The organism is Sphingomonas sp. P3_C5, from assembly GCF_056402635.1.
The window spans coordinates 37,440-58,186 of the sequence record NZ_JBFUHA010000016.1 but is presented as its reverse complement, the minus strand read 5'-3'; the positions used below and the strand labels follow the sequence as shown (position 1 = coordinate 58,186).

The following is a 20,747-nucleotide window of genomic DNA, read 5'->3' as shown; positions in this document are numbered from 1 at the left end:
AGGCCGCGCACGCGGTCGGATATGGTGATACCGTCATTTGCAATCCTGGATGAAGTCGCTGAGCTGGTTGCGCACCGGCCGCAGATCCATCGGCCCGCCCCAGCGGGATGAACCGCTCTTCGATATCCACAGCCCTAGCTGATCGGCCTTGAGCAGGCGGGCGGCGATATCGGGGGGCAGGCGGCGCGTCACCATGAAGCCGTCACCTTTGGCGCTGAGCGGTTCGATCTCGCTCTGGCGCAGCAGGGGCACATGATCGATCTCGACATAGCTGCCGGTCATCGTCCTGCCTTCCTCCCGAACCCGCTCAGGCGTGTCGAGGATCGAGGCGGCCATCACCAGATGACTGTTGAGGCAGACGAAGAAGGCCCGAAGGGTGAGATCGTACCGATTCTGCTGCAGCATCAGGCCCGCATGCTGCTGGGCCATGCGGAACTCGGCCGTGGTCGGGGCCGCGCCTTGATTGGCGAGGTTGAATTCAACCGCGTCATCAAGGGTCAGCACCGCTATCCCCTTGTGGTCGATCAGCGAAGACAGGCTGAAGACCTGGGGATCGACACCCACCGAGACGAGATATTCGACGATCATGCCGCTCAGAATCTGGATGTCGCCGGGATTCTCTTTTTTTCGATTGCCGTAAAATTGGTGGACGCCGAGCGGACCGCTGGTTGAATCGAGGAACCGTCCAACCCCGCCGGCATAGACATAGACGCACGCGCTCATGCACATGGAGTTGGTCCCGGCATCGGTGTCGCTCTCGGCGCCGACATCGGTGTTCAGGTGCAATTTGCGGATCGCCCTGCCCAACGCCAGGCCCTCGATGACCGAGCCGCCCGGCGAATCCAGATAGATCCGGCCCCTGCTGATCCTGTTCGCGGCGATGAAGGCGAGGAAGCGTTCGGTCGTGCCGTCGGTGATCTCGCCCGAGGCCCAGATCGTCTGATCGCTGGTGCGCGCCAGTTTCGACAGGCCCGATGGCGCGCGGTGGCCGAGCTTGAAGGTCATTGAGGGATCGGCGGGGCGGGCAGTTGCGGGCTGGATCGTGGCCAGGAGCGTGAGGCAGAGCAGGAGCCTCGCCAAATGCCTGAACTTGATGGTCCTGTTCATGGTAGGCGCCCCCCTCGATATCCGGGCATCCTGTTTCGGCTCGGCGGCGGCTGTCAAATGGAGAGATGGTCGAGATGCCCGGCGGTGAAGATGCCGTCCCTGAACGGAGCTCCCCGGGTCAGCGGTAGGGCGTCTCGACTGGCAAGGCAGCGCGCGCCTCATCAAGGCGGCCCTCCCGCACCATCGCACAGATGGCATGGGCGAGCGGGGTCACATCGGTGACGCGCTTGATCCACTCCGCGACATAGAGACGGACTGCCTCCGGACCGAGGCCGATCTGGATCGCGCGATGCGGCAGGGGATTGTGATGGAGATCGCGCTCAGGGTCCCATTGCACGCGAACCGGCGAGGCATTTTTGACGGCATCCCAATCGTCACGGGACATGCCGGGCTCGGGATGGCTGGGGCAGCTATGCGCAAGCGCCCACTCGAAACCTTCGCGGCTGATGTCGAGCGCGAGGATGCGCGACTGTCCGGCATCCTTATAGCCCCAGCCGGCGCGGTACATCATCCAGAGGAAGGAAGGTTTGATCCACGTCATCCGGCTCATGCTGAACGGTGGTGATACGAAGGTACTATTGGCAAGCGCGGCGTTGGCGATCTGGTCGCTATAGGCCTGGTACACGCGGATGGTCTGGTCGTCATGGACGGCGCGGATTTCGCGCTCGGGAATATTGGTCATTTCGCGGGTGCTTTATCGGCGATCGGCTCGCGGGTCCATGTTTGGCGTGGGGGAAGGCGGGCTGGTCGCTCGAGCCTTGGCGATTTGATTCAACCCCAGTCCGATACATCGCATTGTGCAAACCGGGCGGGTGAAAACCGTCCGCTTTGCTCTTTCACATGACGGTCGAAGCCTCGCGCTTCTTCCTTCCCTGTTATTTCCAACATCTTCCCTGTTATGAAAATAACAGGGAAGGGGCGTGGTAATGTTTTGAAAAAGCTTCGTAATTTTACTCGAAAAACTGCCGAAAAGTGACAAAATCGAGCGATAAATAAAAATCTTCCCTGTTCTTTCCCTGTTATTGGCCCTGAACAGGGAAAGCGGCGATCTATCTCGGCGTCGGTAATAGGTGTCGGATAGGCCTGAAATTCTGGCCAATCGAGTACACGTGCCTTTCACTACGGCTCGATCGTCAGCCATTCCGTTTGCATCAGGTCGACATCCAGCCTGATCCGTTCGGCGGTGCGACGGAGATCGTCCGCGAGGTCCGCCAGGTGGCGAGGGGCCGAGGGCGTCGCCATGAGCTCATAGGTGTTTGTCTCCTTGGCGCTGACTTTATGGATGTCGGACCAGTCGAACACGAACAGACCGCGCTCGGCGAGGGCGGTGAAGCTCGACACGTTCGGATATGAAACCGTCAGCCGGGCGGTTCCGTTGGAGGATAGCTCGTGAAGCCGTCGTTCGATGTCGGATATGTCGACCGGGCCCTCGAACACCGCCGTAGGGACCGGGCCGCACCCTGCGGTGATGAGAACAGCGAGGCGGCCGAATGTGTCGCACGCCAGCCAGGCGCAATCGATCATTTCGATGTCAGGTGGCTGGGTCATGTGGGTTCCAGGACTTTTCGCTGCCAGCACGTCGATCGCGGAGAAATTAGTGGAGTGTCACCAGAACCCGGTTTGGCGGCGAAAGTCTTTTTCAATCGCGAATCAACGGTTAAACAATTAAGAACATAATGAGAACTAACGGGGGTGCGCAGAAAAATGCGAGAACAAACAAGGAATACACAGTAAAATTGGAGCGAAATCACGACATATCCCCGGATATCCCTTGCTATCCCCAAATAAGTATACTAGCATGAAGCGGGAAATACTGCTTGAAACTGGATAGAGGATTTGCTATCCCGGCCATGGTGTCTGCCGTGGTTAGGATATGGCAATGCGTGATATTGTTTTCATGTCGGGCGACCTTGTCGCCGCCATAAATACCGATAGCGCAATGAAAGATGCGGCTGCGCGCTGCGAGCGAGTGCCTTTGGGTTCCCTGTTGCGGGCAAAGAGACTGTTCGATGATTAGCGCTGCAACCGCCGTCGCCGCGATAACAGGGATGCTTCGCGGCCTGCAGAATGTCATTATAATATTAATTGCAGCTCTCAGTGGCCGAGAGGTAGAAATAGACGATAAAAAGATATACTTTCCGGCTCGCGATAAGACGAAGGTCGTTCCTGAAAAGTCGTAGAGTAATGCCGCAATATCGTGCAACAAGAAGGCTTATTTATCGCGGATCTAGATGCCAAGGTTCACGAAGGATTCGGCCTTGTACATATTGCTAGCTTATCAAAAATGGTTCGCCAGGCGCCGTGCTCTATAGAAGCGCTGGGAGGCTCAAGGTGTGATCGAGAATAAATTATTGCCTTATTTCTTCAGCGGCGACTTTCCTGCGGCTGCGAGCTTCGTCGCGAGGGCGCTTCGCTTTGCAGCAGCTCTCGCAGGGGCAACATAATAATGATCAAATAGGTCCTGCAATATTTGCAGGCACCATTCCGATTCCCCTGCCTCAACATCCACAATTTGAAGTGACGTTATGTCTGTAATCGGGTGTGCTGAGAAATTGCCAAAGTTCCTAATGACATCTATATTAGACATGATGGCTGTGGGTAACGCCTTTGTCGTGTCTTTCTCGGACAGCACCTGATCAATCTGGTTGACTAAATTTTTCCCGGTGTATCCATGATCCGATAGTACCGCTTGCAGGCAGCGTCGTGCTAACGCGGCCGATGCTTTCGCACTAATAGGGAGAACGGCAACGGATTCGGAGAAATCTTCGGATATAGTCTTCGGAACCTCTATCGGTGGTGTAATATTAGATGCCCATCTCGGGTAAACATTAAAAGATGAAATCGTTATAGATGACAATTGGCTATCTTGCCTATGAAGATCAAACCTTACGTGGGCGCCTCCACAGCCAGAGCAAACACAGCTATAATAGCGTATAGAAACATTTCTTTGTTCGGTTTTGGGGTCCGGTAGTTTGGCAGAGCGAGCAAAAGCGATAGTGTTCCACTCAAAGTCTGGGTGAAAATCCGTTTGGCAATAGGAGCACTTCATATTATTTATGGCACCTTCATACCAAGTAGCGAATGTATATGCTAGCGAGCTCTACGCCCTCATATTCTTGTTACCCACCTTGGCCGTTTCATCCTCTGTCTCTGCAGGACCGAGGAGAAGCGGTAGCCATTCCGGAAGAGTCCGGCATCCTCGGTTAGCAGCCGTGGCAGGGCATGGGTAAAGCCCGTGCCGCCGGTCGGCGCCCCGGCCGGGCGCGCGGCACGCCTTACTCCGCCGCCACCCCAGCCGCCGAGAACATATCCCCACCAGCCTCACCGCTGCCGGCATCCTCGTTCGCCGCCGGCCCGGCCTTAGCCTTTTGCCGCTTGTCGAACCCGTCCCAAACCTCGTTCCAGTTCCCCCGCGTCGCCGCCTTGGAATATTCCGTCGCGCGCTGTTCGAAGAAGTTGGCGTGCTCGACGCCGTTCAGCATCGGGGCGAGCCAGGGGAGGGGGTGTTCGTCGATCATGTAGATCGGCTTCATGCCGAGCTGCCCCAGCCGCCAGTCGGCGATGTAGCGGATATACTTCTTGATCTCCTTGGGCGTCATGCCGTTGACCGGGCCCATCTCGAAGGCGAGATCGATGAAATTGTCCTCGAGCCGCACCGTCGTCTGGCACATGTCCATGATGTCGGAACGCACCGATTTGGTCATGCAGTCCCGCTCCTTGCAGAAGGCGTGGAACAGCTTGATGATCCCCTCGCAGTGCAGGCTCTCGTCGCGGATCGACCAGGTGACGATCTGGCCCATGCCCTTCATCTTGTTGAAGCGCGGGAAGTTCATCAGCATCGCGAAGCTGGCGAAGAGCTGAAGCCCCTCGGTGAAGCCGCCGAACATCGCCAGCGTCTTGGCGATATCCTCGTCAGTGTCGACGCCGAAGGTCTGCAGATAGTCGTGCTTGTCCTTCATCTCGGAGTATTCGAGGAAGGCGCCATATTCGCTCTCGGGCATGCCGATCGTGTCGAGCAGATGGCTGTACGCGGCGATATGCACCGTCTCCATGTTGGAGAAGGCGGCGAGCATCATCTTGATCTCGGTCGGCTTGAAGATGCGGCCGTACTTTTCGTGATAGCAATCCTGCACCTCGACATCCGCCTGGGTGAAGAAGCGGAAGATCTGGGTCAGCAGGTTGCGCTCATGGTCGCTGAGCTTCTGCGCCCAGTCGCGGCAATCCTCGCCGAGCGGCACTTCCTCCGGCATCCAGTGGATCTGCTGCTGGCGCTTCCAGAAATCGAACGCCCAGGGATATTCGAACGGCTTATACTGTTTGCGGGCTTCGGTGAGGGACATTGCGGTTACTCCAGAACGAATGGGATAATGGAATTGGGATCACCAAGCACGGAAGGATTTGACGAATTCGACCAGGCCGAAGATCATCAACCAGGTGCCGAGGAAACTGACCAACGGGAAGATAAACAGATACCCGCCGCAGCCCAGGGCAGGAACCGCCAGCCCATAGATCAGCCACTTGCTGTCGGCGCGGCGATTCCGGGTAGCGAACAGCATCGTCCCGCCGAATAGGATCAGCAGCAACCCGGAGATGATGGGTGCTAGCGGCAGGCTGGTAGTCATGCCGCAATGCTCCGCACGCTCGGCGCGCCGGGGCGGCCGAACGGCTTGTACTGCTTGCTGGCTTCGAGATGGAGCAGGGGTGGTTCCTTGGGTTACGCGGGTCAGCGGAGGAAATTGAGGTAGAGGAGCCCGGCCCCGCATATGGCGAGGACCAGCCCCAGACGGAAATAATCGGGCGGCGGTTTCGCGGTTCTGGAAGCCTGGGCCGCCGCCTCCCTGCGGTCGCGAAGCTTCTGGGCGAAGACGATATAATAGAGCCCGCAGCCCAGCAGGGCGAGATCGATCGCGCCTGAGAACCAGTGGCTGACGTGCCAGTGACTCATTGCGCGCCTCCCCATGAAGCGAGCGCGTACGCAAAGCCGCCAAGGATGATCGCCAGCGCGGCGAACATGGTGCCGGCGATGCGGCGGCCATAGACCGCCTCTTCGCTCACGCCCGGTCGGGTGAAGACGACAAGCGCCGAGAAGCCGCTCACGGTGGCGACCGTGGCCATGATGAGGGGCGCGCGCAGCATCATGCGCCGCCCCGGTTGCTCGCGGCCTTGCGCGATCCGTGCGAGCCTACGCCGAGAAAGACGATGCCGATGAAATAGCCGAAATCATACCAGCCGCCATTGTTCGGCACGGCATAGACCGAGACGTCCGACAGGAAGAGCGACACGATCCAGGCGATCGGGAAGATGAAGCCGTGCCACACCCCGAGCAGGAAGCCGGGCGCCTCGGGCTGGACGGCCGTGCTCGCCTGATGCGCGGCGCAGGCGGCCAGCGCGAGCATCGCGACGAACAGGGCGGAAAGCCGGACCATTCTGCTGGTCATTGCGATAGGCTCCTTGCATCGAATCCGCTTCGGGCGCGTTGGGGGGACGCACCCGTAACGAAGGAGGACTGCTCATGGCCGACGCAAGCGCAATCAAGGAACATATGGAAGTCATCGGCGCTGACGGCGTCCATGTCGGGACGGTCGACCATGTCGCCAAAGGACCAGATGGGGGAGATCGGATCAAGCTGACCAAGGCTGATAGCGGCACCGGCAGCCATGAAGGGCACCATCACTATATCTCGCTCGGCCTGGTCGCCGATGTCGAGGGCGATCAGGTGCGGCTGTCGGCCAATGCCGATGTGGCCGTGACCTTCGAGGAAGAGGCGTAGGTTTTCTTCTTTCCCTCTCCCCTTGTGGGAGAGGGAGGGAGCGCCGAAGGCGCGGAAGGGTGAGGGGGCTGAGGTCACCTAATACGACTCCCCCTCATCCGGCCCTTCGGGCCACCTTCTCCCACAGGAGGAGAAGGGACGTGTGGGGCGATGGTGGCGATCACACCATCGATGTTCTCCAAAATCTGGTTGTTCCAGAAGCGCAGAACTCGATAGCCTTCGCCTTCCAGGAAGCGCGTCCGCTGGGCATCATAAGCCGCGTTATCGGCATGCTGCCCGCCATCGGCTTCGACGATGAGCTTTGCGGAATGCGAGCAAAAATCCGCGAAATAACCGCCCATCGGGACCTGTAGCCGGAACTTTGCGTAGGGGAACGCCTCGCGTAGCGCGCGCCACAGGACCTTCTCTGCTTCGGTTGGATCACGGCGTAGCGCGCGTGCGCGCGCAGTCGTGGTCGAGGGCAGCAGCTGGCGTTTCGTCAGCCCTTCTGCATTCCCCCTCACCTTCCCACGCTTCGCGCGGGCCCCTTCCTCTCCCACAAGGGGAGAGGAGCTTAGAGTCGTATCCTTCTTTCCCTCTCCCCCTGTGGGAGAGGGAGGGAGGAGCGGAGCGACGGAAGGGTGAGGGGGACTTAGTTGTGGCACCTCACTGACACGCCAAACACTCGTCATAATCCTTCACCTCGACCTCGATCTGACGAAGGTCGATGGTGTTGTCGGCTTCCACCCCGCCAGCGAAGCCGGCGCGCTGGATGCTCTTCGAGCGGAGATAGTAAAGCGACTTGATGCCCAGCTCCCATGCCCGGAAGTGCAGCATCAGCAGGTCCCATTTCTCCACGTCTGCCGGGATGAACAGATTCAAAGACGCTGACTGGTCGATATAAGGCGTACGATCGGCGGCGAGCTCGATCAGCCAGCGCTGGTCGATCTCGAAGCTGGTCTTGAAGCAATCCTTCTCGTCCTGGCTGAGGAAATCGAGATGCTGGACGCTGCCGCCCTGCTCGAGGATCGAATTCCACACCGCGTCGGAATTCTTCGATTTCTCGATCAGCATCTTCTCGAGATAGGGGTTGCGGATCGACCACGAACCGCTGAGCGTCTTGTGGGTATAGACGTTCGCCGGGATCGGCTCGATGCACGCGCTGGTGCCGCCGCAGATGATGCTGATCGACGCAGTCGGCGCGATTGCCATCTTGCAGCTGAACCGCTCCATCACGCCCATATCGGCCGCGTCGGGGCAGGGGCCGCGCTCGACGGCGAGCTGCATCGAGGCTTCGTCGACCTGGGCCTTGATGTGCTTGAACATCTTCAGGTTCCAGCTCTTGGCCATCGCGCCCTCAAAGGCGAGGCCGCGTGCCTGCAGGAAACTGTGGAAGCCCATCACGCCGAGGCCGACCGAACGCTCGCGCATCGCCGAGTAAGCGGCGCGCTCCATGCCGGGCTCGGCGCGGTCGATATAATCCTGCAGGACATTGTCGAGGAAGCGCATGACGTCCTCGATAAAGCCCTTGGCGTCCTTCCACTGATCCCAGGTCTCGAGGTTCAGCGACGAGAGGCAGCAGACCGCGGTGCGATCATTGCCGAGATGGTCCTTGCCGGTCGGCAGCGTGATCTCGCTGCACAGGTTCGAAGTCGAGACCTTGAGGCCGAGATCGCGGTGATGCTTCGGCATCGCCTTGTTCACATGGTCGGCGAAGATGATGTAGGGCTCGCCGGTCGCGAGGCGGGTCTCGACCAGCTTCTGGAACAGCGAGCGCGCATCGACGCTGGCGCGGACCGATCCGTCCTTGGGGCTGGTCAGCGCCCATTCGCCGCCCTCGCGCACCGCTTCCATGAAGGCGTCGGTGATGAGCACGCCGTGGTGGAGGTTCAGCGCCTTGCGGTTGAAGTCGCCCGAGGGTTTGCGGATCTCGAGGAACTCCTCGATCTCCGGGTGCGAGATGTCGAGATAGACCGCGGCCGAGCCACGGCGGAGCGAACCCTGCGAGATGGCGAGGGTCAGCGAATCCATCACACGGACGAACGGAATGATGCCGCTGGTCTTGCCGTTCAGGCCGACCGGCTCGCCGATGCCGCGGACATTGCCCCAATAGGTGCCGATGCCGCCGCCGCGCGAGGCGAGCCAGACATTCTCGTTCCAGGTCGCGACGATGCCGTCGAGGCTGTCGGGCACCGAGTTGAGGAAGCAGGAGATCGGCAGGCCGCGGCCGGTGCCGCCGTTCGAGAGAACGGGCGTGGCGGGCATGAACCAGAGCCGCGAGATATAGTCATAGATGCGCTGCGCATGCGCGGCGTCATCGGCATAGGCCGAGGCGACTCGCACGAACAGGTCCTGGAACTTCTCGCCCGGCAGCAGATAGCGGTCGGTCAGCGTGTCCTTGCCAAAATCGGTGAGCAAAGCGTCGCGCGAATGATCGACCTCGACCGGGTAAAGCTGCTGCTTCACCGCCTTCGAATCGCCGCGCGTGTTGAGCTTTCGCTTGGCGCCGCCATGCTTGCTCGACGTGTCGGCGACGGGCGCTGCGGCTTCAGCCGCTACTGCTTCAATTGCGTCGGTGGCCATGTTTACGCTCGCTTCCTGGCTATCCCTGAAATCCATATTTCTTCCGTCCCCAGTTACATCACACAGACACACATCATCGAACTGCACCCAATCGGATTCGCCTGTCGGCGTTCCCGGTCCGTTCGAATCGGGGGCGAACCCCCATGCTACCATTTCCGGGGCGACCAAGGAGAACAAAATCTTCCCTGCCCGTGCCTTAAGGCACGAGGAAAGACCTCACCGCAATATAGGATCCCGGTTGTTGTTCTACCAGTTCTTGGGTTCGCCCCCGAACTCAACCGCTACAGATTGTGCTTAATCGGCGGCGAGGGCAAGACGCTAAATGACGGTTTCGTGACTCGGTTCGTCGCTAATTTGAGTCGCTTCACAGCATCGATGAAACGTTGCAGTGCAGCGACGCGTGGAGTTCTGCGGGGTTGCCGAAAGGCAAGAGAACGAACACGGAACATGACAAAATTTTATGGGTTAATGGCTGTCCCGGCTTGTGGCGAAACATGGGTTAAGGAATTTTACGTAGGGCCGGTCGCCTCATGCTTTGATGCCTCAACGGACATGACGCAAGGGCTCTTTCGGGCGCGTTTCCGGCGCCTCAGGAGGCGCGTTATTGTGCTGTCATCGCCTGATAGGCCGCCTGGAGTCGGGCCGCGACACTCGGGCGGCCGGTGGGCGGTACGCCGAGATGTTCAGTGCGCAACTCGTCCATGAAGTCCGCCCACATCTCGGGGCCGCCTTCCTCGAGCAGCTGCGCGCGAATCGCGAGGTCGGGCGTTACGGGCAGGTGGCGCCGCCCCCAGGCGCCGAGCTGGACGATCAGCGGCACGAGCTGGATCGCCGGCTCGGTCAGGCTGTAGATATGCTTCTGCTTGTGGCTCGGATCGTCCGTGATCGCGAGGAAGCCGGCCGCGACCAGCTTCTTGAGGCGATCGGCGAGGATGTTCGAGGCGATGCCCTCCTCGGACCCGCCGAGTAGTTCGCGAAAATGCCGGCGGTTGCCGAACATCACGTCGCGAATCACGATCAGGCTCCAGCGATCGCCAAGTGCCTGGATGGTGAGGTTGATCGGACAGCCCGAGCGCGGATCTTCGATATGGATTGCCATGACCGGTTGCAATATAGGATCAGTTGTGGGAAAAGCAACTGGTTGTGATTCGAAAGCGGTTTTGGAGAGAGAAGATGGGAAAGGTTCGCGTCGGTGCTTTTTCGATATCGGTGGACGGCTTCGGAGCGGGCCCCGATCAGGATCTCGATCATCCCCTGGGAGTGCGCGGCGGGGAGATGTTCCAATGGGCCTTCGCCACGAAGACGTTTCGCACGATGTTCGGCGAGGAGGGCGGCTCGACCGGCATCGATGAGGAATATGCGGCCCGCTCGATGCAGGGCATGGGCGCCTGGATCATGGGCCGCAACATGTTCGGCCCCATTCGTGGCGAGTGGCCCGATGATGTCTGGAAAGGCTGGTGGGGCGAGGAGCCGCCTTATCATTGCCCGGTGTTCGTCCTGACGCATCATGCGCGGGCGCCGATCGAGATGAGGGGCGGCACCGTCTTCCACTTCATCACGGGCGGAATCGATGAAGCGCTGTCGCTGGCCAAAGCAGCGGCGGGCGAGCGCGATATCCGGATCGGCGGCGGTGTCGCGACCATCCGGCAATATCTTGTCGCAGGCGCGATCGACGAAGTGCATCTCGCCGTCTCGCCGGTCGTGCTGGGGCAGGGCGAAGCTCTGTTTACCGGCCTCGATCTCCCCGCGCTCGGCTACGCGGTGACCGAGAATGCCCGGGGCGAGAACGCCACCCATATCGTTCTGACCAAGCAGGAGAGGTAATCATGGCACTGAAACTCTACGCTCATCCCCTGTCCTCTTATTGCCACAAGGCGCTGGTCGCCTTTTACGAGAATGACACCGCGTTCGAGTTCGTCATGCTCGACGGCAGCGAGCCGGCAGCGAGCGAGTTCGCCCGGCTCTGGCCGATGAAGAAGTTTCCGCTCCTCGTCGATGGCGACCGGGTAGTGCGCGAGGCGAGCACGATTATCGAATATCTCGGGGTGAAATATCCTGGCGATGTCGCGCTGATTCCAAAGGATGCCCTGGCCGCGGTCGAGGTGCGCGAGCTGGACCGGTTCTTCGACAATTATATCATGACGCCGCAGCAGAAGATCGTCTCCGATTTCTTTCGGCCCGAGGGACGGCATGACGAGCAGGGCGTCGAGGACGCGCGGGCCATGCTGGATACGGCCTATGCGTGGCTCGACACCTGGATGGAGCGCCGCGAATGGGCGGCGGCGGGGCAGTTCAGCCTCGCCGACTGCGCGGCGGCGCCGACTTTGCTATATGCCGACTGGACTCATGCGATCGCGGCAAAGTTCGCGAATGTCCACGCCTATCGCGCCCGGCTGCTGGCCCGGCCTTCCTATGCCCGCGCGCTGGATGAGGCGCGGCCGTATCGGCACATGTTCCCGCTCGGCGCGCCGGAGGGTCGGGACTGAGGGACGAAAGAGCTCAGGCCGACCGTTTCGATAACGCCGCCGAGGCGGCAGGCGGGGGCGACAGCCGCTCCATGTTGAAATGCTGCGCGAATTCCAGACCCGCCTTGCCGTCCGAGGCCCAGCGGATCTTTGCCGGGAACATCTGGTCCTCGAGCAGCTCGATCAGGATCTCCAGCCCGACCGCTTCGTCGGCATCGATCCCGTCGATCATCGCGCCGGTGGCGGACATGTTGCGGATCCGGATTTCGCCCTCGACAGTGCCGGCGGCGATGCGCGCGTTGCGGATCATCGAGTGGCGCGGGCTCCGGCTGACGCGGTAGCCCGAGGCGGTCGCGATCCCGCCCGCTGCCGAAAGCTGCCTGAGCACTTCGGCCGCGCGCATCGGTTTGCCATAGACATAGCCCTGGATATGGCTGCAGCCGAGCTCGCGGATCAGCAGGATCTCGTCCTGCACCTCCACACCCTCGGCGGTCGTCTCCATGCCGAGCGTATCGGCCAGAGTGACGATCGCCTTGATGATCGCCGCGTTGCGGTTGCCGGCGATCGCCGCGCCCCGGACGAAGCTCTGGTCGATCTTGATCTTGTCGAAGGGCGCCTTTTTCAAATAGCCGAGCGACGAATAGCCGGTCCCGAAATCGTCGAGCGCGAGCCGGACGCCGAGGTTCTTCAGCATCTTGAACATATGTTCCGACGACGCTGTCTCGTCGAGGAACACCCCTTCCGTAATCTCGAGCTCGAGCCGGTGGGGTGCGATGCCCGATTTGGCGAGCGCGCTGGTGATAACGGTCGGCAGCGCGGGATTCGCAAACTGGATTGGTGAGACATTCACCGCGACCCGAATGTCCTTCGGCCAGGTCGCCGCCTCGACACAGGCGGTGCGCAACACCCATTCGCCGATCGCCTCGATCAGCCCGGTATCCTCGGCGACGGGAACGAACTCAGTGGGCGAGATCGCGCCGCGCGTCGGGTGATCCCAGCGGATCAGCGCCTCATAGCCGACGATCCGCTCATCGATGGTGCTGACGACCGGCTGATAGGCGACATGGAACTGGTCCTGCGCCAGCGCGTGGCGAAGGTCGTCCTCGAGCTGTTTGCGGCTTTGTGCGCCGATCAGCAGCTCTTCGCGGAAGAAGCGATGAATGCCGCGCCCGTCGGCCTTTGCCGCATACAGCGCGAGATCGGCATTGCGGATCAGGGTCTCGGAATCACGGCCATCCTCGGGCGCAATCGCCACGCCGATCGAGCAGCCGATGGTGATGGACGAGCCGTCGATGAAATAGGGCTGGGAAAGCGAACCGATGATGGTCCGCGCGAGTTCGCCGAGCCGCTCGCGATTGGCCTCGCTCGGCAGCAGGATCTGGAATTCGTCGCCGCCGAGCCGTCCGACCAGGCCGGCATCGCCGACCGCCCGGTGCAGGCGCTGGCCGACCTGCTTGAGCAGCGAATCGCCGACCTGGTGGCCCAGCGTATCGTTGACTGCCTTGAACCGGTCGAGATCGAGCAGCAGCAGCGAGGTCGAGCGGTAGGCGCCGGTTGGCTGGTGCAGCATCTGATCGAGCGACAGCCGCAAGCGCTGACGATTGGCGAGACCGGTCAGGCCGTCGAACAGCGCAAGCCGGGTAATCTCCGCATCGGCGCGGCGGCGCTCGGTCAGGTCGCTGCCGCTCCCGATAAAGCCCTGGAAACGGCCGAGCTCGTCAGTCGTCGGGCGGCCTGAAATCGACCACCAGCGCTCGAGCTTCGCTGCACTCGCCGGACGCACCGAATAGTTGGAAAAGGCAGTACGGGACGAAAGGTGGAAGGCGAGGGTGCGCTCGGTCTCGGCCGACCCGCCATCCATTCGGAACAGGGCGGTGAGCATTTCGCCGACTGCGGGCGCCTCGGGCGTGTCGAGCTCGTTCGCCACCTTGCTCGACAGATAGATCACCTGGCCATGGCTGTCGGTCTGCCAGAACCAGCCGGTGGTGTGGCTTTCGAACTCATGCACGAGGCGCGCCGCCATCCGGCCCTGCGACTCAGTGGCGCCGCGCGTCCCGGACTCGGATCGGTCGAACCGGGTAAGCCGATAGGTGGCAATGGCGAGAGAGAGGAAGAAGGCTAAGGCGACGCCGCTCGCCGGCCCGAAGCGGGACTGGACCGTGATCGCACCAACCAGAGCGGCTGCGAACGCGACCGTTGCCGCACGCACCGGGTGCAGCACCGCTGCGGTGACCATGATAGCGCCGAAGATCGCAACGAAGCTGGCAAGCTGGAATGGGCTGGCGGGGAACTGACCCGCGATACCGATTAACGAAAACAGGGCCACCGCGATCCCGCCGGCGATCACCGTGAAGCTGCGGATATGCGCATAGGGTGACCAGCCGGAAAAGGCCGAAAGCTTGAGCAATGCCCAGACCAGCAGCCCCAGCCCGATAACCAGTCCGCCGTGAAGCGCGATCGCACTAAACAGGTCCGGGCGGCCAAGCGCATAGGCCGTGTACAATGAGGCACATGACGCACCGACAAGGGCGGCTAGAGCGAAAAGCCATGTCGCGGCGAGTTGCTTGACCTGGCTTTGAAGCGTTGCCGTCCGCTCTTCGTTCGGCTCCTGTCCCGCCGCGATGTCATCGCGGAACGCGCGCAAGGTCGTTGCCAGCGCGCGAAGCGGAGTGAAAGGCCCGATCATTCGTTTCGGTTAGGATGCAATCTTGCAGATTTACTTTCCCAGGATGGTGAAGAAAGCATTTCATTGATCCGGAAGGCGATGGAAAAGAGGGTTAATTTCCGCCGGCAATCCCGACATGAAAAATGGCACTCGATTCAGCCCGGCGCGCTGCGCGCGTAAGCGGGATCCAAGCGCCTCGCGCCTCTCCCCTTTCTCTTCGAACTGGGTTAGGCGGCTCCGCATTCCCTTGTCGAGCGAGGCCCATGACCGCCACTATCCGCGAAGCCGACCTGATCGAGAGCGTCGCCGACGCCCTGCAGTTCATCAGCTACTATCACCCGATGGATTATATCCGCGCCTTGGGCGTCGCCTATGAGGCCGAACAGAGTCCGGCGGCGAAGGACGCGATCGCGCAGATCCTGACCAATTCGCGGATGTGCGCTGAAGGGCATCGGCCGATCTGCCAGGATACCGGCATCGTCACCGTGTTCGTGAAATGGGGTCAGGATTGCCGGCTGGAGAGCGATCGGTCGCTCCAGGAGGTGATCGATGAGGGCGTGCGCCGCGCCTATCTCAACCCCGAGAACAAGCTGCGCGCCTCGATCCTCGCCGATCCCGCCTTCACGCGGCGCAACACCAAGGACAACACACCGAGCGTCCTGCACCTCGAGATGGTGCCAGGCGCGACGGTATCGATTGACGTCGCGGCGAAGGGCGGCGGCAGCGAGAACAAATCCAAGTTCAAGATGATGAACCCGAGCGATTCGATCGTCGACTGGGTGCTCGAGATGATCCCGCAAATGGGCGCCGGCTGGTGCCCTCCGGGCATGCTCGGCATCGGCATCGGTGGCACCGCGGAAAAATCCATGCTGCTCGCCAAGCAGAGCCTGATGGGCTCGATCGACATGGCCCAGCTGAAGCAGCGCGGGGCGAAGACCGATATCGAGAAGCTCAGGGTCGAGATCTTCGACAAGGTCAACGCGCTCGGCATCGGCGCGCAGGGACTGGGCGGGCTGTCGACGATCCTCGACGTCAAGATCATGGACTGGCCGACCCATGCCGCCTCCAAGCCTGTCGCGATGATCCCAAATTGCGCCGCGACCCGCCACGCGCATTTCACGCTTGATGGATCAGGCCCGGTCTATCTCGAAGCGCCGAAGCTCGACGAATGGCCCGATGTGAACTGGACGCCCGACAAGGCAGCGATCCGGGTCGATCTCGACGCGCTGACGCCTGAGGTGGTCCAAAGCTGGAAACAGGGCGACCGGCTGCTCCTCAACGGCAAGATGCTGACCGGCCGCGATGCCGCGCACAAGCGCATCAAGGACATGCTCGATGCCGGCGAGCCGCTTCCGGTCGAGTTCGCAGGCCGGGTGATCTATTATGTCGGCCCGGTCGATCCGGTCGGCGAGGAAGTCGTCGGCCCCGCCGGCCCGACGACCGCAACCCGGATGGACAAGTTCACCCGCATGATGCTCGAACAGGGCCTGCTCGCGATGGTCGGCAAGGCCGAGCGTGGCCCGGCTGCGGTCGAGGCGATCCGCGACCACAAGAGCGCCTATCTGATGGCGGTCGGCGGGGCGGCCTATCTCGTGGCGCGAGCGATCAAGGGCTCGAAAGTCGTCGGCTTTGCCGATCTCGGCATGGAGGCGATCTACGAATTCGAGGTCAGCGATTTCCCAGTGACGGTTGCAGTCGATTCCACCGGCGCCAATGTTCACCAGCTCGCGCCGCTCGTGTGGAAAGAGAAGATCGCGCGGGAGAAGCTGCTGGAAGGGGCGTAATCCATGGCGCGGCCCATCGTCCTCACCTCGCCGCTCGATCCGGTGGCGATTGCGACGAAGCTGAAAGAGGTGCTGGGCAATGGAGACGTGGCGCCGGTCAGGGGGGTGACGGGCAAAGGATCGGAACAAAGCATGATGCTGTGCTATTTCCGTCCCAATGTGCAGAACAGTTTCCAGGCGACCCTTAATGCTACGATCGAACCAGAAGGCGACGGTGCGCGTATCGAGGGGGAGATCGGCACGCCGCGTAGCTTGCTCGTGTTCATGGGGTGCTTGTTCGGAGGCCTGACCGCCATGCTCCTGTTAGTAGGTAGCGGAATGATCGCATCGGGGGCGGCGTTCGGCGACAAGCTGTTCCTTGTCGTGATCCCGGCAGGGATGATGGCGCTCGCGGCGCTGCTGCTTCGTGTCAGCGCCAGGGCGGCAAAGACGGACGAGGCGGCGATCCTTGCCTTTCTCGAGACGGTGATTGCGGCGCGCGTGCGACGGGGAGAGCAGTAATGGCTTTCGACATCAAGCCCATCGCCCATGTCCGCGGCGGCCGCGCCGAAGCGATCGACGACGACTGGAACCGCGAAACGGCGATCATCGAACTCGAACCGCGCTTCGGCCCCGAGGCGCTGTACGGCCTCGCCGACTTCTCCCATGTCGAGATCATCTTCGTCTTCGATCAGGTGCCTGAATCGAAGATCGAAACCGGCGCCCGCCACCCCCGCAACCGTGAGGACTGGCCGCTGGTCGGCATCTTCGCGCAGCGCGGCAAGAACCGCCCTAACCGCATCGGCCTCACCACCTGCGCGATCCTGAAGGTCGAGGGCGCGCGGCTCCATGTCCGCGGGCTCGACGCGATCGACGGCACGCCGGTGCTCGATATCAAACCGGTGATGCGCGAATTCCTGCCGCGCGGCGAGGTCCGTCAGCCCGAATGGGCGACTGAGCTGATGGCCGAATATTGGACCCGAGCCGGATGACCGCGCCGGGCGCCGGACCGTGCGACACGCTCGCCGCCTCCGCGCGGTCGGGCGGCGGAGCGGCCGGCACCGGGGCACTGATCGCGACGGTCCTCGGATCGAGCATTGCGCTGGTCGACGGCTCAGTCGTGAATGTCGCCCTGCCCGCAATGGGCCGCGCGCTGAGTGCCGATGGCGCGGGCGTGCAATGGATCGTCAACGGCTTCATGCTGCCTCTGTCTGCCCTGGTGCTGATCGGCGGCGCGCTGGCCGACCGGGTCGGGCGCAAGCGCATCTTCCTTATCGGGCTGGTGATCTTCACCCTCGCATCGCTCGCCTGCATGGTTGCGCCCACACTTGGCTTCGTCATCGCGGCGCGGGTCGCGCAGGGGCTCGGCGCGGCGCTGCTGGTGCCGGCGAGCCTCGCCATCCTCGGCGCTGACTTCGAGGGCGCGGCGCGAGCTCGGGCGATCGGTACCTGGGCCGCTGCGGGCGCCATGGGAGGTGCGTTGGGGCCGATCATCGGCGGCTGGCTGGTCGATCATGTCGGCTGGCGCGCGATCTTCGCGCTGATCGTGCCGATTGCGCTGGCTGCGTTCGCGATGGGCGTGCTGTATGTCCCCGGCGGACGCGATGAGGATGCGCGGGCGCCCGACTGGTATGGCGGCGCACTCGCCACTGTCGGCCTCGGCCTTCTCGTGTGGGGCCTGACAATGATGACCTCGGGAATGGGCGATCGCGGCGTCGGCGCGGCGATGCTCGGCGCAGGAACGATCGCGCTGGTGGCGTTCGTCTCGCTCGAAGCAAGACTTGGCGACCGCGCGATGGTCCCGCTCGCCCTGTTCGGCACGCGGGTCTTCACCGGCGTGACGTTGCTGACCTTCCTGCTCTACGCAGCGCTCGCCGGAGCGCTCCTGCTGCTGCCCTATCTCCTGATCGCCAGTGGCTGGAGCGCAACGGCAGCGGGCACCGCAGTGCTGCCCCTTCCGCTGATCATGGGCCTCGGCTCGCGCAGCGTTGGCGCGCTCGCGGCAAAGATCGGCGCGCGACCTTTGCTGACCCTGGGTCCGATGGTGACCGGCGCCGGCTTCGCGCTGTTCGCGCTGATCCCCGACAGCGGGATCGACTATGTTCGGAACGTCCTGCCCGGCATGCTGCTCGTCGGCATCGGCATGACCGCTGCCGTCGCGCCGCTGACGACGACGGTGATGACGGCGGTCGATCAGCACCACGCCGGCGCCGCTTCGGGCGTCAATAACGCGACCGCGCGGATCGGCGGCATGATCGCGGTCGCGCTGATCGGGCTGGTGCTTACCGACAATGGGCGCGGCGTTTCGCTGGCGGCGTTCCACGGCGCGGCGATCGCCGCGGCCGTTATGGCGGTCGGGGCTGGGTTGTGCGGGTGGCTGCTCGTGCGGGTGGAGCGGGCTTAGTCCTGCATTGCTGACGGCGCGGTAAACCAGATGCGACAGGCGCGAGGGACGGTCTGCAGCATGGACAAGGTAATCCAGAGGCCCGTACGAAGCTCGGACTGGGAAAACACGACGTCCGCGTCATAAGCGAGCGGCCAGGTTTTGACGACATAACAGCCCCACAAGAAGCTGAAGACCGCGAGCGCTCCCCAGAAGGACGCATCCCGGCTTCCCAGCGATCCGTCGCTGTTCGAGGCGCTTGCTTGGCCATGTGCGTTCGCAAACGCGGTGGGCAGGAGAACCACGGCCCAGGACGCGAGCGCGATCAGTTCCGCCAGGTGCACGCGACCGATGGCCAGAAAGATGATCGCGGCAGCAATACCCGCAAGACCCAGCGCTGTGATGACATAGGCAGATACCGACCAACGATCAGCGGGGATATCCGCCGTATTTACGATCATCGCCTGCTTGGACATCACATTCACCTCGCGCTCGCCACGGTTGTAGCGAAGTTCGCAATCAGCGAAAGGCCCGAAACTTCGCGGTTGGTCGTCGATACCGCAAGGTCATTCCATCGCGCTATTCATCTTCGAGCGGGCGGGTTGCCCAGCTTGCGTGAAGCGTCGGGATGATCTCCCAGAGCGAAAGTAAGAAAAGTGAAAGAGCCGCCATATCGAGGGCCAGGGTATCGCTCCTCCAACCGTTGACAAGCGCCAGCCCGGCCAGCAGCCACAGCCCGAGCACCGCGACGATGCTGATTGTGGCGAAGGTAACGAAATAGGCATTCTGTCGCACCTGCCTCTCGCGCTCGTCGGCCCCATCGAGGGCGCCCCATGGCTTGACGGGCCCGTACATCGGCAGCCATCCCCCGATCACGTTGCCGAGCATCAACACACCATAGCCGAGCCCCCAGCGATCTGGGCTTGCGAATATCAAGGCCGTGCCGCCCGATACCAGTAGCAGGAGGATGATCGGGAGCCAGCGCAGATGGCGTCGCTGCTTTCCGCTTGCCATGCGAGCGGACAAGGCCGGCATGCCCGTCAAATTGGCGAGATCGTCGAGACGTTGTGGCAGGCTCATGCGGGTCACTCCGCTGCGTCGATGCGGCGTAGCGCAACCGCGACCGACTCGAAGGGCTGAAAGGAAAAAAGATGTTCGACCGCGACATCGAAAAAGGCCGCGATCTTCATCGCCAGTTCGAGGCTGGGATTATAGTCGCCGCGCTCGAGATAGCCGATTGTCTGCGGGTTGACGTCGACCGCATCGGCCAGCTCTCGGCGAGAGGTGCCGCGTTCGCTTCGGAAGAGCGCGATTCGATTGTGAATTTTCATCTATATGTTGCGTAAACACAACAATCGATATCGTCAATCGGATTTCACGCTAGCCCGAGAGCGGCCCGCCCCAACAGGGGCCGAGCCGCGTCCAGGTCATCGTGTAGGCGCTATGTAGACGGATCGTCTCGCCGTCGGGCAGATGGACCGAGAAGTTGCTGGTCGCGAGGCCCTTGATCCGGTCGCTCGTCTCTCCGGCGGACAGGTCGAAACTGCCAGTGATCGTTACACTGCCCCTGCCGACCGGCTGACATTTGCCATGCGCGGTAATCGACCCGCCGTCGTGGTCGAGCGTGGCGACCTGGCACTTGTTTTGCTCAAGCGCGCTGATCGCGTTGAGCTCGTCGACCGTCTTGAACTTCGGCTCGAAGCAGCCCTTGTCCTCTCCCCGACTGGCCGAAATGGGAAACGGCACCTCGTCGGCCGTGACGCTGCGGTCGTCGATCGTCAGGGCGACCAACTTTACGACTGCCTCCCAATGTCCACGAAGGGGAATATTGGTCGAATCGTCCTCCTCCTCCTGACAGCCCGACAGCGGAAGGCACGACAGTATCAGGGCTGTGAGAAAAAAGGGCCTGTGGCGCATAAAATCCCCGGATCGCGATGATCCGATGCAGTAGCAGCGACATGCTACGAGGCGGTTAAGCAGCCCGTTCCGTTAGCGTACAACGGAACTGGATGGGCTTGGGCACCGCGAAATG

At 62.0% G+C, this 20,747-nt stretch carries 25 protein-coding genes; 8 read left to right on the top strand and 17 right to left on the bottom strand.

The annotated features are described in order from the left end of the window. Positions 1-33 precede the first annotated feature (33 nt). From AC1DVS_RS25610 to AC1DVS_RS25600, 3 genes are all read right to left on the bottom strand, one after another. Positions 34-1,107: a COG3904 family protein gene (locus AC1DVS_RS25610; protein ID WP_478027329.1), complete on the bottom strand. Its 1,074-nt coding sequence runs from the start codon at positions 1,105-1,107 to the stop codon at positions 34-36. Between the two features lie 118 nt (positions 1,108-1,225). Further along, on the bottom strand, positions 1,226-1,789 hold the full coding sequence (locus tag AC1DVS_RS25605) for a DUF4291 domain-containing protein (protein ID WP_478027328.1): 564 nt from the start codon (positions 1,787-1,789) through the stop codon (positions 1,226-1,228). A gap of 437 nt (positions 1,790-2,226) precedes the next feature. Beyond that, positions 2,227-2,655, bottom strand: coding sequence for a hypothetical protein (locus AC1DVS_RS25600; RefSeq protein WP_478027327.1), 429 nt, complete (start codon positions 2,653-2,655; stop codon positions 2,227-2,229). A 331-nt stretch (positions 2,656-2,986) separates the two neighbouring features. On the opposite strand from AC1DVS_RS25600, the gene AC1DVS_RS25595 reads away from it, so the two are divergent. Beyond that, positions 2,987-3,124: a hypothetical protein gene (locus AC1DVS_RS25595; RefSeq protein ID WP_478027326.1), complete on the top strand. Its 138-nt coding sequence runs from the start codon at positions 2,987-2,989 to the stop codon at positions 3,122-3,124. A 339-nt stretch (positions 3,125-3,463) separates the two neighbouring features. Here AC1DVS_RS25595 and AC1DVS_RS25590 read toward each other — a convergent pair whose 3' ends face one another. The 6 genes from AC1DVS_RS25590 to AC1DVS_RS25565 form a co-directional block, all read right to left on the bottom strand. Next, on the bottom strand, positions 3,464-4,156 hold the full coding sequence (locus AC1DVS_RS25590; protein WP_478027325.1) for a DUF4145 domain-containing protein: 693 nt from the start codon (positions 4,154-4,156) through the stop codon (positions 3,464-3,466). Positions 4,157-4,382: 226 nt separating this feature from the next. Beyond that, complete coding sequence (locus AC1DVS_RS25585) at positions 4,383-5,447, bottom strand: ribonucleotide-diphosphate reductase subunit beta (RefSeq protein WP_478027324.1); 1,065 nt, start codon at positions 5,445-5,447, stop codon at positions 4,383-4,385. A 39-nt stretch (positions 5,448-5,486) separates the two neighbouring features. Next, on the bottom strand, positions 5,487-5,729 hold the full coding sequence (locus tag AC1DVS_RS25580; RefSeq protein ID WP_478027323.1) for a hypothetical protein: 243 nt from the start codon (positions 5,727-5,729) through the stop codon (positions 5,487-5,489). A gap of 101 nt (positions 5,730-5,830) precedes the next feature. Beyond that, a complete protein-coding gene (locus AC1DVS_RS25575; protein ID WP_478027322.1) occupies positions 5,831-6,052 on the bottom strand; it encodes a hypothetical protein in 222 nt (73 codons plus the stop codon). Then, positions 6,049-6,243 carry a hypothetical protein gene (locus AC1DVS_RS25570; RefSeq protein ID WP_478027321.1) on the bottom strand — a complete coding sequence of 65 codons (195 nt, stop codon included), beginning with the start codon at positions 6,241-6,243 and terminating at the stop codon, positions 6,049-6,051. The genes AC1DVS_RS25575 and AC1DVS_RS25570 overlap by 4 nt, the downstream gene beginning before the upstream one ends. Then, positions 6,243-6,545, bottom strand: a complete 303-nt coding sequence (locus tag AC1DVS_RS25565; RefSeq protein ID WP_478027320.1) for a hypothetical protein — start codon at positions 6,543-6,545, stop codon at positions 6,243-6,245. The genes AC1DVS_RS25570 and AC1DVS_RS25565 overlap by 1 nt, the downstream gene beginning before the upstream one ends. Before the next feature lie 74 nt (positions 6,546-6,619). Between AC1DVS_RS25565 and AC1DVS_RS25560 the strand changes: the two genes are divergently transcribed. Continuing rightward, the gene (locus AC1DVS_RS25560; protein ID WP_478027319.1) at positions 6,620-6,877 is read left to right on the top strand and encodes a DUF2171 domain-containing protein; all 258 of its coding nucleotides are present in this window, start codon (positions 6,620-6,622) and stop codon (positions 6,875-6,877) included. A gap of 74 nt (positions 6,878-6,951) precedes the next feature. Here the strand turns inward: AC1DVS_RS25560 and AC1DVS_RS25555 are convergent, their stop codons facing one another. The 3 genes from AC1DVS_RS25555 to AC1DVS_RS25545 all read right to left on the bottom strand — a co-directional run bounded on the left by AC1DVS_RS25555 (position 6,952) and on the right by AC1DVS_RS25545 (position 10,538). Beyond that, complete coding sequence (locus AC1DVS_RS25555) at positions 6,952-7,548, bottom strand: endonuclease domain-containing protein (protein ID WP_478027318.1); 597 nt, start codon at positions 7,546-7,548, stop codon at positions 6,952-6,954. Further along, entirely contained in the window at positions 7,523-9,475 is a 1,953-nt protein-coding gene (locus AC1DVS_RS25550) for a ribonucleoside-diphosphate reductase subunit alpha (RefSeq protein WP_478027317.1), read from the bottom strand. The genes AC1DVS_RS25555 and AC1DVS_RS25550 overlap by 26 nt, the downstream gene beginning before the upstream one ends. A 565-nt stretch (positions 9,476-10,040) precedes the next feature. Next, positions 10,041-10,538 (bottom strand): winged helix-turn-helix transcriptional regulator, encoded by a 498-nt coding sequence (locus AC1DVS_RS25545; RefSeq protein WP_478027316.1) that lies wholly within the window; start codon positions 10,536-10,538, stop codon positions 10,041-10,043. Positions 10,539-10,612: 74 nt separating this feature from the next. Between AC1DVS_RS25545 and AC1DVS_RS25540 the strand changes: the two genes are divergently transcribed. Together AC1DVS_RS25540 and AC1DVS_RS25535 are read left to right on the top strand one after the other, a co-directional pair. After that, entirely contained in the window at positions 10,613-11,263 is a 651-nt protein-coding gene (locus AC1DVS_RS25540) for a dihydrofolate reductase family protein (RefSeq protein WP_478027315.1), read from the top strand. A 2-nt stretch (positions 11,264-11,265) separates the two neighbouring features. Next, on the top strand, positions 11,266-11,925 hold the full coding sequence (locus AC1DVS_RS25535) for a glutathione S-transferase family protein (RefSeq protein ID WP_478027314.1): 660 nt from the start codon (positions 11,266-11,268) through the stop codon (positions 11,923-11,925). Between the two features lie 13 nt (positions 11,926-11,938). Here AC1DVS_RS25535 and AC1DVS_RS25530 read toward each other — a convergent pair whose 3' ends face one another. Further along, positions 11,939-14,590 carry a putative bifunctional diguanylate cyclase/phosphodiesterase gene (locus AC1DVS_RS25530; protein ID WP_478027313.1) on the bottom strand — a complete coding sequence of 884 codons (2,652 nt, stop codon included), beginning with the start codon at positions 14,588-14,590 and terminating at the stop codon, positions 11,939-11,941. Positions 14,591-14,832: 242 nt separating this feature from the next. Here AC1DVS_RS25530 and AC1DVS_RS25525 point away from each other — a divergent pair, with 242 nt between their 5' ends. From AC1DVS_RS25525 to AC1DVS_RS25510, 4 genes are read left to right on the top strand one after another with little or no spacing between them, the layout of a single operon-like run. Continuing rightward, on the top strand, positions 14,833-16,353 hold the full coding sequence (locus AC1DVS_RS25525; RefSeq protein ID WP_478027312.1) for a fumarate hydratase: 1,521 nt from the start codon (positions 14,833-14,835) through the stop codon (positions 16,351-16,353). Positions 16,354-16,356: 3 nt separating this feature from the next. Then, the gene (locus AC1DVS_RS25520) at positions 16,357-16,854 is read left to right on the top strand and encodes a hypothetical protein (RefSeq protein WP_478027311.1); all 498 of its coding nucleotides are present in this window, start codon (positions 16,357-16,359) and stop codon (positions 16,852-16,854) included. Then, a complete protein-coding gene (locus AC1DVS_RS25515; RefSeq protein WP_478027310.1) occupies positions 16,854-17,324 on the top strand; it encodes an SAM-dependent methyltransferase in 471 nt (156 codons plus the stop codon). The genes AC1DVS_RS25520 and AC1DVS_RS25515 overlap by 1 nt, the downstream gene beginning before the upstream one ends. Further along, positions 17,321-18,736: an MFS transporter gene (locus AC1DVS_RS25510; protein WP_478027309.1), complete on the top strand. Its 1,416-nt coding sequence runs from the start codon at positions 17,321-17,323 to the stop codon at positions 18,734-18,736. Before AC1DVS_RS25515 ends, AC1DVS_RS25510 begins: the two co-directional genes overlap by 4 nt. Here the strand turns inward: AC1DVS_RS25510 and AC1DVS_RS25505 are convergent. The 4 genes from AC1DVS_RS25505 to AC1DVS_RS25490 form a co-directional block, all read right to left on the bottom strand. Then, positions 18,733-19,191: a hypothetical protein gene (locus tag AC1DVS_RS25505; RefSeq protein WP_478027308.1), complete on the bottom strand. Its 459-nt coding sequence runs from the start codon at positions 19,189-19,191 to the stop codon at positions 18,733-18,735. The genes AC1DVS_RS25510 and AC1DVS_RS25505 overlap by 4 nt on opposite strands. 103 nt (positions 19,192-19,294) lie before the next feature. After that, on the bottom strand, positions 19,295-19,804 hold the full coding sequence (locus AC1DVS_RS25500) for a hypothetical protein (RefSeq protein ID WP_478027307.1): 510 nt from the start codon (positions 19,802-19,804) through the stop codon (positions 19,295-19,297). Then, positions 19,801-20,046 (bottom strand): helix-turn-helix transcriptional regulator, encoded by a 246-nt coding sequence (locus AC1DVS_RS25495; RefSeq protein WP_478027306.1) that lies wholly within the window; start codon positions 20,044-20,046, stop codon positions 19,801-19,803. Before AC1DVS_RS25495 ends, AC1DVS_RS25500 begins: the two co-directional genes overlap by 4 nt. Positions 20,047-20,095: 49 nt before the next feature. Further along, positions 20,096-20,506 carry a hypothetical protein gene (locus AC1DVS_RS25490; RefSeq protein WP_478027305.1) on the bottom strand — a complete coding sequence of 137 codons (411 nt, stop codon included), beginning with the start codon at positions 20,504-20,506 and terminating at the stop codon, positions 20,096-20,098. Between the last annotated feature and the right edge of the window lie 241 nt (positions 20,507-20,747).